Here is a 13,066-nt window from a genome sequence, read left to right as displayed (position 1 = left end):
CCCGGTAGGGACAGCCCTACCGTCCACGGCCGCGTCGATGCGGCGCGCGCCCGCGGCGGCACACGTAACGGGGCGGTGAGAACCCGCCGGCCCTATCCGGAGCGCAGCTGGCGGGCGGCCCGGTCGAGCCAGGCGTCGACCGCGGCCCGGTCGAAGCCGCGGAACGCGACCGGCAGGCGCGCGTCGCCGATCGCCCGCAGCGCGTCGGCCCGCCGGGCGGCGTCGCCGCTCGCGATCGCACCGGCGACGAGGGTGAACAGCGCGTCGGTCTCCGCGGGGCGGTATCCGCGCAGCACGACCGGCAGCTCGACGGCCGCCGCCCAGACCGGGGCGGGGCCGGCGCCCGGATCCGGCTCGACGGTGCGGGAGGCCGCCAGCCAGGCGTCGACCTGGGCCGGCGAGTAGCCGCGGAGCACCACCGGCAGCCGGCCGGCCGCGCGCACCGCGGCCGCGACCCGGTCCCGGTCGCCCGCGGCCGCCTCGACCGCCCGCACCAGGGCGTCGACGGCACGCCGGTCGTACCCGCGCAGGACGACATCGAACGCAACCATGCACTGCATTGTCGGTGCCCGGCTCAACCACCGCAGCCCGTCAGCAGCGGCACCAGGCACTTCTACCAGGCGGTCACCGGCGCGGAGCGGGAACACGACAGCGACGACGCCGTCGCGCTCGCCGCGGTGCCGCCCGGCGGGATCAACCTGTGCTTCCAGCGCGTCGCCGACCACCGGCCACCGCGCTGGCCGGACCCGTCCGCGCCGCAGCAGTTCCACCTCGACCTGTACGCCGACGACCCGGCCGCCGCGCTGGCCCGCATGATCGAGCTCGGCGCCACCGTCGCCCCGCACCAGCCGGGCGACGGCCGCTGGACGGTCCTGCTCGACCCGGCCGGCCACCCGTTCTGCCTCGCCGCCGCGCCGTGATCGGCGGTGCGGGGGGCCGCCGCCCTCCGGCGCGTGGACCTTCGACCTGCGCTGCCGACGTTGCGTCCTTGCCCCACAGTGGCGGTAGGCGAGCGTGAGGGGACACCATGCAAGAGCTGTCTGCGCTTGCGGGCGCGGTCATCGGCACGGTCCTGGGCTTCATCCTGTCGAATCTCGGTGAACGGGCCCGCTGGCGCAGGGACCAGCGCGTGCGATGGGATGCGGCCCGGCTGGCCGCGTATACGGAGTACTGCAACGCCGTCAAGAAGATGGTCCACCTCTCGACCGGCATGGCTCGCACACGAGGGCTCCCGCACTCGTCGGACGCGGTGCCGCTGGAACGCGGCCAGGTGGAGCTGGCCGCAGCGGCAGGCCTGCGGGCACAGGTGTGGGAGACGGTTCTCCTGCTCGGCAACCCGGAAACCATCGAGGCCGCGCGCGCCTGGCACCAGAGTGTGTGGCAGCTGGAGTTCTTCGCCCGCGGAATACTGACCGGCAGGGACAACTGGGCACATGCCCTCGACGAGTTCGAGCTCACCAGAAAGGCGTTCTACCGGGCCGCGCGCACGGACCTCGGGCTTGCCGGGGACATTCCGACCTCGTCATGGCCACCGCCATGGCTCGACCGTCTCGAGCCGGAGCAGAGGGCCGCGGTGGTCAGCTCGACCGATCCCCGGTGAGGCACCCTGTCGCCCAGGTGAGCGACCCCGTCGAGACCGGTCATGACGGCATCGTCCTCTCGCTCGTGTCTCTGCCGTCTCATGCCCACCGGCCGCCGGTCCTACGGTTAACGGATGGTGAACGCGCCGCCGTCCGGCGCGTGCACGGACAGGTGCGGCGACAGCGCGCGGAGGAAGTCCGGGGCGTCGAAGGCGGCGCCGGCCGAGGCGACACCGGTGGCCCTGACGCGGCCGGTGAGGATCCGGTCGACGGCCTCGACCGCCAGGGGCGCGCTGATCGCGTAGATGTCCTGGCCGGTCGCGGTGATGCGGCGCTCCTCGGCGCCGGAGCGGACCACGACGTCGACCATGAACGTCTGCGCGGAGCGGCCCCGCGTGTCGACGGCGGCCGGGGCCGGGGTCTCCGGCGCGGCCAGGTCCGCGGCGGCGGTGGCGGTCATGTACGTGCGCACCTCCGGGACCGTCAGGTGGCTGGGGACGGTGACGACGTCGGCCATCGTGAACTCCCCGATGACGTCGCGCGGACCGAGCGGCGCCGGGAACGGCCACTCCAGGACCGGCAGAGTGTCGGTGTGGTACTCGAGGCGCCCCCCGCTGTAGCGGACCCTGCGGCCGCCCCGCCGCTCCCCCGACACGGCGCCCGCGACCCGGGTCCCGGCGGTGGGGTGCCAGCCGCTCAGGCCGTATGCCACGTGCACCTCGCCGGCCGTGGTCCGCTCGCCCATCGCGGTGGTGACGAGCAGGTCCCCGAGTCCGCCGAAGAACGCCATCGCCGGCACCACCGAGGTGTTCCCCGCGCGGTCCTTGAAGTGGCTGAACGTGTCGCGGTTGGCCTCGATCTCGGCGGCGACGTCGACGTACGGGATGCCCGCCCGCAACGCGGCCTCGACAAGCGGCGCGGCGGTCGTGGCGAACGGCCCGGCGGTGTTGATGACGGCCGCCGCGCCGTCCAGCGCGCGGTCGAGCGCGGCCGGGTCGTCCACCGCCGCCCGCCACCCGCCGGCCGGCAGCTTGGCGGCGTCGCGGCCCACGTGCCGCGGGGTGTACCCGCGCTCGGCCAGCTCCGCGACGACGAACTTCCCCGTGTGCCCGTAGGCGCCGTACACGGCGACCTCTGCCTTGAAGTGATCCACGCGGACGATCCTGTCCCGGCCCGCCGAGCCGCACCAGTGTCCGGAACGACGCGACCCGTACAATTTCCGACATGACCTCTGTCGCGGTCGCCGCCACCGACGGGATGCTGCACTTCGAGCTCGCCCTGGCGTGCGAGGTGTTCGGCCCGCCGCCGGACGCGCTCACCGGCCCCTGGTATGACCTCGCGGTGTGCGGCCCGCGGGGCGTGCGGGCCGGCCGCTTCCGGCTGGAGCCCGACCACGGCCTCGACCACCTGGCGCGCGCCCGCACCGTCATCGTGCCGGCGCTCGCCGACGTCGCCGCCGACCCGCCGGCCGACCTGGTCGAGGCGGTGCGCGCGGCCCACGACGCGGGCGCCAGGATCGTCTCGTTGTGCACCGGCGCCTTTGTACTGGCGGCCGCCGGCATTCTCGACGGGCTCCGCGCCACGACGCACTGGGCGCACACCGACGAGCTCGCCGCGCGCTACCCGAGGGTGGCCGTCGACCCCGACGTGCTGTACATCGACAACGGCCGTGTCCTCACGTCCGCCGGGAAGGCCGCCGCCATGGATCTGTGCCTGCACCTGGTCCGCCTCGACCACGGCTCGACCGTCGCCAACATCGTCGCCCGCCGCCTCGTCGTGCCGCCGCACCGCGCCGGCGGCCAGGCCCAGTTCGTCACCACGCCGGTGCCGGACGAGGACGGCCACCCCCTGTCCGACCTGCTCCCGTGGGTGATGCAGCGCCTCGACCAGCCGCTCACCGTGGAGGACCTGGCCGCCCGGGCGAACCTGAGCTCCCGGCACCTGGCCCGCCTCTTCCACGCCGTCACGGGCACCACCCCGCTGCAATGGCTGCACGCGCAACGCATCCGCCGCGCCCAGCAGCTCCTGGAGAGCACCGACGACGGCATCGACGTCATCGCCTCCGCCGCCGGCATGGGCACCGCCACCACCCTCCGCCGGCACTTCCAGCGGACGCTCGGCGTCCCGCCGGACATATACCGCCGCACGTTCCGCGCCCTTCCATGACCCGCATCGATCAGGGTCAGCGCGAAGCGGCCGCGGTACTGCAGCAGCGTCCCTGGGGCGCGTCCGACAGCCAGGTCATCGACCGCTACGGCCTGCACTGGCTCGTCGGCTTCGAGGTCTCCGAGAGCGCCTGACCGCACGCACGGGATGCGCCGGCGGTTCAATCCGCGGCTGTCCTGATGCTGGCTGCGCGGCGCCCGCCGGGCAGCCAGCCTGGGGCGATGGGAAACCCAGCAGGCGACCCGGCGTACGCGCTGGAGCGGTCGCAGGAGGAGTACGAACGACTCGGCCGTCAGGCGCTGTTCCTGCACGGCACCACCGAACGGCTGCTGCGCGACGCGGGCCTGCGCCCCGGCATGCGGGTCCTCGACGTGGGCAGCGGCGCCGGCGACGTGGCGCTGCTCGCCGCCGGCATCGTCGGACCGCAGGGCACGGTCGTCGGCGTCGACGTCGACGCGGCGGCGCTGGGGGTCGCCCGGGGCCGGGCCGAGGCGCTCGGGCTGTCCAACATCGAATTCGTCGAGGGTGACCTGGACACCGCCGACGCCGGGACCGGGTTCGACGCCGCCGTCGGGCGCCTGGTCCTGATGTACCGCACCGACCCCGTCGCGGCGCTGCGTGCCGTCGCCGCCCGGGTCCGCTCCGGCGGGATCATCGCCTTCCAGGAGCTCGACCTCGACCCCGCGATCGCCGCGCGGTCCCTGCCCGAGGCGTCGCTGTGGAACGACACCGGCCGGCTCACCACCGAAGCCTTCCGCCGCGCCGGCATGCAGGTCCGCATGGGCCGCCAGCTGTTCAGCGCGTACACCGCCGCCGGCCTGCCCGAACCCACGATGCGCGACGAGGCTCTGATCGGTGGCGGCCCCGGCTTCGGCGGCTACGCCTGGCTGGCCGGCGTCACCCGAGCCCTCGCGCCGCTCATGCAGAAGCTCGGCCTCGACCTCCCCGGCGACCTCGACACCCTCGCCGACCGCCTCCGCACCGACGCCGTCACCAACGGCACGGTCGTCTGGACCCCGTCCCTCGTCGGCGCCCACGCGACGAAGCCGTAGCACCGGGCTCACGGGAGCCTGGTGCGGCGCGTATCCTCCGCTGGCTGATCAAGAGCGCGGGAGGCACGAACGCCGTGGGCACCAGCTACAAGACGATGATGGTGGTCGGGGAGCTCGCCGGGGTGGTGTCCGCCCTGACGGACCTCGGCGCCGACGCGTGGGTCGTGCCTGCGGCGGCGGGTCGGGTGGCGGTGCTGCCGCGCGAAGGTGAGCACGATGTCGCCGACGTCGACGGGTTGGCGCGGTCGGTCAGCGCGCGGCTGCGCACGCCCGTGCTGAGCCACGTCGTCGTCGACTCGGACGCGGCGTTCATCACCGTCTACCGCGACGGGGACCGCGTCCACGAGTACGTCTCCGACCGGGCAGCGCTCGCCGGCCGGTACATCGGCGGCGGCAACGAGACCGGGGTCCGCTTCGGCGGTGCCGATCCCGGTGTGTTCGCACCGTTCGGAGTGGGCTCCGTGGACCTGGATCGGCTCGGTGTCACGCTGCGCGGGGAGTTCGGCACCGGGACGAAGGTCTTCGCCGAGTTCCAGCACCGGCTGATCGTCAAGGCGATGAACCTGGACCCGGCCGGTCTTACGACGGCCTTCCGGTGGGCCCGGCAGGAAGACCTTCCCGGGGCGGTGCGGGTCAAGCCCGCCGGCCGTGCGCCCCGCGCCGCCGCCGGCCGGACGTCAGCCGTCCACCCGCCGCGCTTCCGCGCCCCCGCTCACGCTCACCACGTCCGCGCCAGTGACGGTCGGGTGCGCGCGGACACGGCCACCGTCCGGCCCGCGCCGCGTCAGAGGGCGATCGGGCGGTAGGCCAGCGCGGCGTCGACGATCTGTTCCGCCGTCGCGTCGCGCAGTGCCGGCGGCGGGTGGAAGATGAGGCCGCTCGCGCCGGGCATCACGGTGTTGTGGTCGAACGCGGCGATGGACCAGTCGTCGGCCGGGTCGGCGAGAATGCGACGCACGATCTCGACCAGTTCGTCCCGGGTGATGTCAGGCAGCCGGGCCGGCGGCGCCGCGCACGCCCACTCGATCAGCGCTTCGCGGTCCGGCGCTCCGCAGTGATAGCGGAAGTCGTCGGGCCCGAAGCGGTGGCCGGTCGTCTCGTTGAGTGCCGCGACCGCCGCGGCGGCGTCCGCACCGCTGCCGACGAGCTCCTCGATCCGCTGTACCGCCGCCGTGATCGCGGCTCGTCGCTCGGCCGTGACCGGCCTGCGTCGTAGCGCGTCGCGCAACTCCATGCCGCGGACCCTACCGCCCCCACCGATCAACCGCCGCCCATCTGCCGGCGCAGGGGTATCGTTGGCGGCGCACGAAAACACGGCCCCGTCGGTAGTCGGGGCGTCGCCGCTTCGGTGGCGATCCGTCTCCTGCCGGTGGGTTCGCTGACCGGTTGTCCGGTGCAGGACGCATGCTGCCTGCACTCAAGAGACCGTGATGACGACGATGACCGTGTTCTTCGACAACCCGTTCTGGGTTGCCGTGCTCGAAGTGCGTGATCCGAATGGTGTACGGGCGACCCGGCACGTCTTCGGCAGCGAGCCGACCGATGCCGAGCTGTACCAGTTCCTGCTCCGGCACGGCGGTGCCCTGCTCGACCGGGCCGGACGGTCCGCCGCGGTGGCCGGTCAGCCGGCGCAGCCCCCGGCCCGCAGCCCGAAGCGGCTGGCCCGGGACGCGGCCCGGGCCGCGCGGGCGGCGCGGCCGAGCACCGCGGCGCAGGAGGCGGTCCGCAAGGAGCTGGAGCTGCGCAAGCAGGCCTCCACCCGACGCGGCCGCGAGGCGAAGGAGGCACACGCCGAGCACCGCCGCGACGCCCGGCGCGCCAAGGCCCGCGACCGCCACCGCGGCCACTGACGGCCGGGCCGGTGGCGACCTCGGCCGTCACGGTCGGTGTCGTCGGGGGTGTACCAGTGTCCGGTTTGAACGATGCACCGCGGGCGCCGGTCAGGCGGTGAGGGTGGTGGCGTAGACGAAGCGGTCGGGGCGCAGGACCGCCACCTCGGCGCGGTGCTTGGCGAACCAGGCGGTCAGCACGCCGTCGACGTCGACCACCGTCAGTGCGTCTTCCGCCGTTGCTGGGCCTTCTGCCGCGGCTGGGCTGTCTGCCGCGGCTGGGGCTTCTGCGGCGGCGGGGGTGGTGCCGGGTGGCAGGACACGGATGAGGGTTGCCGGCGGGCCGGGGCGCCGGGTCGTGGCGGTCACGGACGGGCCGATCACGGCGAACCCGGTGCCGAGCACGTCGTCGAGGCGGACGGGGTCGGTGGCGCCGGCCGGCAGGACCAGCGGCTGGGGGAACATCGTGCCGATGGGGCCGCGGCGGGTGCCGCCGGCGAGCGCGCCCTTGTCCAGGATCGGCGCGGGCTTGAACTCGAAGTGGCGGATGAGGCGGCGTACGCGGGGCACCGCCTGGACGGCGCGCAGGGTGGCGTCGCGCAGGAAGGCCAGCACGCGGCTGCGGACCAGGAAGACGCGGCCGAGGCGGACGCTCATGGCGGCCATCGCGGCGGTGTGGGGGCGTCGTTCGGCCTCATACGTGTCGAGCAGCTCGTCGCCGGCGGTGCCGTCCAAGGCCATGGCGAGCTTCCAGCTGAGGTTCGCGGCGTCGCGGAGGCCGCTGCACAGGCCCTGGCCGAGGAACGGCGGCATCTGGTGGGCGGCGTCGCCGAGCAGGAAGACCCGGCCCGCCCGCCACTGCCGCGCGGCGAGGTGGTGGAAGGTGTACACGACGGCGCGGGTCACCGTGAAGCGGTCGGGGTCGACGTACGGGGCGGCCAGCCGTGCCACCGTCTCCGGCCGGGTCATCTCGGCCGGCGTCTCGGTGGCGCGGAGCATGAACTCGAGGCGGTGCGTGCCGAACGCGCCCGGCGAGACGAACGCGGGGCGGCGCCAGTCGCAGACGAACCTGGTCGTCGGCTGGCGGACGCCGCCCGGCTCGACGTCGCCGGAGATCGCCAGCCACGGCTCGGCGTACGACGTGCCGCTCAACGCGATTCCAACGGCCGCCCGGGTTGCGCTGCGGGCGCCGTCGCAGCCGAGCACGTACCGCGCCCGGAGCGAGCTGACGGCGCCGTTATCCAACGCGCGTAGGAATACCGTGACGCCGTCGGCGTCCTGGTCGAGGCCGGTCAGCTCGACACCGGTCCGCAGCGACACGTGCTCGAACCGCTCGAGGCCGCCGCGCAGCGACGCCTCCAGCCGGGGCTGGTCGAAGAAGTGCAGCGGCTCGCTGCCCAGGCCGAAGTCGACCTCGTCGAGCGCGATCGTGGCGAACGGCCGGCCGTCGCCGCTGACGTACTCGACGAGCGGCGGCGGGTACATGTCGGCGGCGACCTCGTCGCGCAGCCCCGCCTGCTGGTAGATCCGCAGCGCCTCGTCGTCGCAGGAGAACGCCCGCGGCTGCCCGTGCGGGGCGGTGCTGCGCTCGACGACGACGGTCCGCACCCCGCGGATGCCGAGCAGGTTGGCGGTGAGCGCGCCGACCGGCCCGCAGCCCACCACGACGACGTCTGTGTCCATCCGGGCAGTCCACCAGCGCGCTGTGGGAACCGTGTGGAACCCGTGTGGAGGTCCCTACCGGCGGCGCAGCGCGGCGTCGAGCAGCGACGGTGGCGTGTCGAACTTCTCCTGCGGCGCCAGGTCCACGCCCGGTGCGACGATCGCGTCGACGGCGTCGAGGACGTCGGCCGGCAGTACCACATCCGCCGCCGCCAGCTGGGAGTCCAGGTGCTGCAGCGTGCGCGGCCCGATGATCGCGCTCGTCACGCCCGGGTGTGCGGTCACGAAACCCAACGCGAGTTGGATTAGCGTGAGTCCCGCGTCTTCGGCGACCTTGGCCAGCCGCTCGACGGCCTCGAGCCGGGCCCGGTTGGAGGCGATGCCGAGGTCGAAGCGCTCCGGCAGGATCGCCGACCGGCTGGTGGTGATCCCCCGGCCCTCCCGCACCGCACCCGACAGCCATCCGGACGCGAGCGGGCTCCACGCGAGCACGCCGAGACCGTACTCCTGGGTCACGGGCAGCACGTGCGCCTCGATTCCCCGCTGCAGGATGGAATAGCTCGGTTGTTCGGTCACGTACCGTCCGAGGTGGTGCCGCCGTGCCGCCCATTCGGCCTGCACGATGCGGTACGCCGGAAACGTCGACGACCCGAAGTAGCGGATCTTCCCGGCGCGCTGGAGGTCGGTGAGCGCCGACAGGGTCTCCTCGTCGCTGGTCGTCGGGTCCCAACGATGGATCTGGTACAGGTCGACGTGCTCCACCCCGAGGCGGCGCAGGCTGTTGTCGAGCTCGGTGACGAGCCACCGGCGGGACGCGCCGCGGTGGTTGCGCTCGTCGCCCATCGGCATCACCGCCTTCGTCGCGAGGACGATGTCGTCGCGGCGCCCGGCGATCGCCCGGCCGACCATCTCCTCCGACTCGCCCTGCCCGTACATGTCGGCGGTGTCGATCATGTTGATCCCGGCGTCGAGGGCGGCGCCGACGATGGCCGTCGCCTCGTCCTGCGTGGTGCGCCCGATGCTGCCGAAGTTCATCGCGCCGAGCACGAGCGTGCTGACCTGCACACCCGTGCGGCCCAAAGTGCGGTACTGCATGGCCGTCTGGCATCCTTTCCCCATAAGCGGAACCTCGTTCCGCTCTCTCGACAATACGGAACACGGTTCCGTTTGCCAAGTTCCTGGAGTGGGCAGTGACGCACGAGGCACCACGGAAGCGCGCCGACGCGCGCCGCAACGAGCAGACCCTGCTGGACGCGGCGGCGGCGGCGTTCGTCGCGGCGGGCGTCGACGCCCCGGTCCGCGACATCGCCGCGCGGGCGGGCGTCGGCGTCGGCACCATCTACCGCCACTTCCCGACCCGCGCCGACCTGATCGTCGCCGTCTACCGCCACCAGGTCGAGGCGTGCGCCGCCGCCGGCCCGGACCTCCTCGCCGGCACCGCCTCCCCGCACGCCGCCCTGGCCGCCTGGATCGACCTGTTCGTCGACTTCCTCGTCACCAAGCACGGCCTCGCCGCCGCGCTGCGCTCAGACGACACCACGTTCGACACGCTGCACGCGTACTTCATCGACCGCCTGCTGCCCGTCTGCGCGTCCCTGCTGTCAGCGGCCGTCACCGCCGGCGAGGCAAGGCCCGACGTGGAGCCGTTCGCCCTCATGTACGCCGTCGGCAACCTCTGCATCGGCGCCGGCCGCGACCCCCGCTACGACGCCCGCCACATGGCACAGCTCCTCGTCGCCGGCCTCCACCCACCGCCACCACCCGCCGCCTGACCCACCACGGCAGCGTCGGCGGTACTGCCGATCCTGGCCGGACGCGACGGCTCCGAACCCGCGGCTCCGACCTCCGAGCCAGACGGACAGGCGTGGGCGTACGCCGCGGAGGCCGACTCCGGCGTCGTGCAAGCTTGTGGTGAAAGTGTGTCGCAGCATGTGCGGGTGCATCCCAGGCATCCGTGCTCCGGCGGTACGACCGGCACCCGAACCGCATCCTCGCCGCGGCCGCAGCACTTGAGTCGCGGCTGCACGCCAACCACCGTAGCCAGCAAGCGGAGAGCAGCTACTCGCTGCGGATGTTCTCGCTCCCAGTCTTGTCTGTGCGGCGTGGCTCAATGCGCGGTCGCAGGATGTTGGCGAACGCCCTGAGAATCGCAGGACGCTCACTTGGCTTAGTTCCACGTAGCACGATGATCAACATCAGGAGCTTCACCACAGAGGGAATAACAATAACAACCGCGATCCACGGAATACCGAGCAGCGAGGGCATCGCACCCCCTCTTCGATCCAATGTCCCTTGAACGCAAATGCCCGAGATCGCGACAACGACCTGCCTACGCCCGCAAGGTCTGATGCCCACTCCAGTCGCAGCCACAAGACCGCCGAAGAGTGAGACTCGTCTGCAGCCAAATACTGTCGGCTACAGCCGGGGGTTGTCCTGGCTGCCTCGCGACCCTGTCCACGGCCTCGGTTGCGAGATCATGCAACGGCTGCTGCACCGTGCTCAACGGTGGCACAGTGAACCGTCCACCCTCGATACCGTCGAAACCGAAGACCGCAAGATCTTCCGGCACACGGAGACCCAATTGCGCAGCCGCGGAGAGCACTCCGATCGCCTGCTCGTCGCTGGTCGCGAAGACCGCATCCGGCCGCCGACCGTTGCCCAACATGATCATTGCCGTGCTATAACCGTCTTCTTGCCGAAAGGTGCCGTAGTGCAGATCGACAGCGTTTGGCGTCAGACCAGCTTCATCCATGGCTTGGCGCCAACCCGCAACTCGCTCGTCCGTCGGATGGATACCCCTAGGCCCGGCGATGCAGGCAATGCGTTGACACCCATGGCCTACCAGGTGTTGCACCGCCGCACACGCGCCCGAACGGTTGTCGACCACGACCTGCGGGAACGGCATCTCCTCAAGGCCGCGATCCAGGATCACCGACGCCGTTGGAGATCGGACGAGATCATCCATCCAAGGCGTCGGACCGGCCGAGGGCGCAAGGATGACGCCATCCACCTGACGATCCAGCAGCGCGCGCACATGGGCGAGTTCGCGCTCCTTCTCCTCCATGGCATTGCCCAACAGAAGGGCGTAGCCGCGAGCGAACGCAGCCTCCTCGATCTCACGAGCGAGAGCTCCGAAATATGGGTTGGACGCGTCAGGAACGATCAAGCCGATTGCCATCGTCCGTTGAGTTCGCAGGGAGCGAGCGGCGAGGTTCGCTCGGTACCCAAGTTCGCGAATTGCGCTCAGAACGCGGTCTCGCGTCTCCGCACGAACGTTGCGGGGACCATTATTGATCACGTAGCTCACGACCGCCACCGATGTATTTGCCCGATTGGCAACGTCCTGCCGTGTTACGCGTGCGGATTGAGCCATCGTGTCAGACCGCCGATCTACTCGTATCGTCTACACGTGTAGACTCAATGTACCGACCCGTAGATTGATTGGCAACTGACGATTTAACGATCACTAAGTCCGCTCCACGATCCGCACGCAGACCTCGGCCACCACCTCCCTACCCGAAGACCAGCGCAGACGCCTCGGCGCGGGCTTGTGCCGAATTGAGCGAATCAGTCTTCGTCTGACGGCGGCTGGCAAAAGTTATTCTTGTCCCCGGAGAGAGTCCTGTGCCGCGATGGAGCGTCCCGCCCGACGATCCGGGCGATCTCGCGGCGCAACTCCTTCCCGCCCTCGACCATCACAGGCTGCTGGGTGCAGGACCTGACTGGTTGGCGTACAGGTGGAGCGGGCTTGCTTTTGCGATCTTCCGCGCACACGATTCCGTCCGTGCACACGACTCCAGCAGCTCCGGTCGACATGGACGCGACCTTCCCGCAGTTGCGCGGACTGGCCCGGACCAGCGTCCGGTTGCATCCACGCAAGGGGCATCCGTCGGTCGAGCAGAGTTCGCTGGACGGACCGCTGTTGTGGCCGGCGGACGAGCCGTGGCCTCTGTGTGATGATGCGCGTCTGGAGGAGCACCCGGCCGGCGACCCGGTCCCGCTCGTCCCGGTGTTGCAGGTGTTCGCCAGGGATGTGCCGGAACTGCCTTTTCGGGACGGCTCGGACCTGCTGCAGGTGCTGTGGTGCCCGTTCGATCACGATCCATGGAGCGCTCCGGTGCCCCGGCTGCGGTGGCGATCCCGGTCGGCGGTCGGGCCACGGCTGGTCGCGATGCCGACGCCGCACGAGGAGGCCGACTCCAGGTACGTGCCCGACCCGTGCATCGTCGATCCCGAGCGGGTGCTCGAATATCCGTCCAACGACCTGTCACGGGAGCTGTGGTCGCAGATCCGGGATGCGGTCCGCCAGGTTCAGGCGGAAACGGGGTGGGATTATGAAACCGACCTGGCGGTCGCTTCGGGGATCAAGGTCGGCGGCTACCCCGGCTGGACGCAGCAGCCCGACTGGCCGTTCTGCGGGTGCGGCGACCGGATGGAGCACCTGGTCACCATCGCGAGCTGGGAGTTCAGCCGCGGCGACGAACGTCGTTGGATTCCGTTGGAGGACCGGCCGGCGATGCTCGGCTGGGGCTTCGGCAGCTCGGACGATCATCCGTGGCGGGCGCTGCAGAATCCGGCGGGACTGATGCTCGGCGACGCCGGTGGCATCTACATCTTCACCTGTACGTCGTGTCCGGCACGCCCCGACGACTACCGATTCGACTGTTCCTAAGCTCGGTATGACACGCTGGTGATTGGCTGGCCCGTCGGGGGTGGGGGGACGTTGCGGAGCACAGATGGCTTGTCGCGGACAGGGTTCGACGAGACGGTCGGCTGA

General features: G+C 71.7%; 16 protein-coding genes. 9 read left to right on the top strand and 7 right to left on the bottom strand.

From position 1 onward, the window contains the following. Positions 1–92 precede the first annotated feature (92 nt). Positions 93–551 (bottom strand): DivIVA domain-containing protein, encoded by a 459-nt coding sequence (locus tag AB0I21_RS37990; protein ID WP_360568539.1) that lies wholly within the window; start codon positions 549–551, stop codon positions 93–95. On the opposite strand from AB0I21_RS37990, the gene AB0I21_RS37985 reads away from it, so the two are divergent. Continuing rightward, a complete protein-coding gene (locus tag AB0I21_RS37985; protein WP_360568578.1) occupies positions 537–920 on the top strand; it encodes a VOC family protein in 384 nt (127 codons plus the stop codon). The two genes, AB0I21_RS37990 and AB0I21_RS37985, sit on opposite strands and share 15 nt — an antisense overlap. Positions 921–1,027: 107 nt before the next feature. Then, the gene (locus AB0I21_RS37980; protein WP_360568538.1) at positions 1,028–1,600 is read left to right on the top strand and encodes a hypothetical protein; all 573 of its coding nucleotides are present in this window, start codon (positions 1,028–1,030) and stop codon (positions 1,598–1,600) included. A gap of 107 nt (positions 1,601–1,707) precedes the next feature. On the opposite strand, the gene AB0I21_RS37975 is transcribed toward AB0I21_RS37980, so the two are convergent. Further along, complete coding sequence (locus AB0I21_RS37975) at positions 1,708–2,733, bottom strand: NAD(P)H-binding protein (RefSeq protein WP_360568537.1); 1,026 nt, start codon at positions 2,731–2,733, stop codon at positions 1,708–1,710. Positions 2,734–2,804: 71 nt separating this feature from the next. On the opposite strand from AB0I21_RS37975, the gene AB0I21_RS37970 reads away from it, so the two are divergent. From AB0I21_RS37970 to AB0I21_RS37955, 4 genes are all read left to right on the top strand, one after another. Then, complete coding sequence (locus AB0I21_RS37970; RefSeq protein ID WP_360568536.1) at positions 2,805–3,746, top strand: helix-turn-helix domain-containing protein; 942 nt, start codon at positions 2,805–2,807, stop codon at positions 3,744–3,746. Beyond that, complete coding sequence (locus AB0I21_RS37965) at positions 3,743–3,880, top strand: hypothetical protein (RefSeq protein WP_360568535.1); 138 nt, start codon at positions 3,743–3,745, stop codon at positions 3,878–3,880. The genes AB0I21_RS37970 and AB0I21_RS37965 overlap by 4 nt, the downstream gene beginning before the upstream one ends. Before the next feature lie 87 nt (positions 3,881–3,967). Further along, complete coding sequence (locus AB0I21_RS37960) at positions 3,968–4,798, top strand: class I SAM-dependent methyltransferase (protein WP_360568534.1); 831 nt, start codon at positions 3,968–3,970, stop codon at positions 4,796–4,798. A 74-nt stretch (positions 4,799–4,872) separates the two neighbouring features. After that, on the top strand, positions 4,873–5,604 hold the full coding sequence (locus tag AB0I21_RS37955) for a hypothetical protein (protein ID WP_360568533.1): 732 nt from the start codon (positions 4,873–4,875) through the stop codon (positions 5,602–5,604). Here AB0I21_RS37955 and AB0I21_RS37950 read toward each other — a convergent pair. Next, the gene (locus AB0I21_RS37950) at positions 5,583–6,032 is read right to left on the bottom strand and encodes a hypothetical protein (RefSeq protein WP_360568532.1); all 450 of its coding nucleotides are present in this window, start codon (positions 6,030–6,032) and stop codon (positions 5,583–5,585) included. The genes AB0I21_RS37955 and AB0I21_RS37950 overlap by 22 nt on opposite strands. A 196-nt stretch (positions 6,033–6,228) precedes the next feature. Between AB0I21_RS37950 and AB0I21_RS37945 the strand changes: the two genes are divergently transcribed. Next, a complete protein-coding gene (locus tag AB0I21_RS37945) occupies positions 6,229–6,648 on the top strand; it encodes a YjdF family protein (RefSeq protein WP_360568531.1) in 420 nt (139 codons plus the stop codon). A 90-nt stretch (positions 6,649–6,738) separates the two neighbouring features. Here the strand turns inward: AB0I21_RS37945 and AB0I21_RS37940 are convergent, their stop codons facing one another. Together AB0I21_RS37940 and AB0I21_RS37935 are read right to left on the bottom strand one after the other, a co-directional pair. Beyond that, a complete protein-coding gene (locus tag AB0I21_RS37940) occupies positions 6,739–8,310 on the bottom strand; it encodes a bifunctional 3-(3-hydroxy-phenyl)propionate/3-hydroxycinnamic acid hydroxylase (RefSeq protein WP_360568530.1) in 1,572 nt (523 codons plus the stop codon). A gap of 54 nt (positions 8,311–8,364) precedes the next feature. Then, complete coding sequence (locus AB0I21_RS37935) at positions 8,365–9,384, bottom strand: aldo/keto reductase (protein ID WP_360568529.1); 1,020 nt, start codon at positions 9,382–9,384, stop codon at positions 8,365–8,367. Positions 9,385–9,479: 95 nt separating this feature from the next. Here AB0I21_RS37935 and AB0I21_RS37930 point away from each other — a divergent pair, with 95 nt between their 5' ends. Beyond that, complete coding sequence (locus AB0I21_RS37930) at positions 9,480–10,061, top strand: TetR/AcrR family transcriptional regulator (protein WP_360568528.1); 582 nt, start codon at positions 9,480–9,482, stop codon at positions 10,059–10,061. Positions 10,062–10,347: 286 nt separating this feature from the next. On the opposite strand, the gene AB0I21_RS37925 is transcribed toward AB0I21_RS37930, so the two are convergent. After that, positions 10,348–10,554: a hypothetical protein gene (locus AB0I21_RS37925; RefSeq protein ID WP_360568527.1), complete on the bottom strand. Its 207-nt coding sequence runs from the start codon at positions 10,552–10,554 to the stop codon at positions 10,348–10,350. A 64-nt stretch (positions 10,555–10,618) separates the two neighbouring features. Beyond that, on the bottom strand, positions 10,619–11,662 hold the full coding sequence (locus AB0I21_RS37920) for a LacI family DNA-binding transcriptional regulator (RefSeq protein ID WP_360568526.1): 1,044 nt from the start codon (positions 11,660–11,662) through the stop codon (positions 10,619–10,621). 441 nt (positions 11,663–12,103) lie between these two features. On the opposite strand from AB0I21_RS37920, the gene AB0I21_RS37915 reads away from it, so the two are divergent. Then, positions 12,104–12,961: a hypothetical protein gene (locus AB0I21_RS37915; RefSeq protein ID WP_360568525.1), complete on the top strand. Its 858-nt coding sequence runs from the start codon at positions 12,104–12,106 to the stop codon at positions 12,959–12,961. Positions 12,962–13,066 lie beyond the last annotated feature (105 nt).

The organism is Dactylosporangium sp. NPDC050588 (assembly GCF_040654975.1).
GTDB classification, from domain to species: domain Bacteria; phylum Actinomycetota; class Actinomycetes; order Mycobacteriales; family Micromonosporaceae; genus Dactylosporangium; species Dactylosporangium maewongense.
The sequence above is the reverse complement of the archived record's forward strand: the minus strand, read 5'-3'. Positions and strand labels throughout refer to the sequence as shown.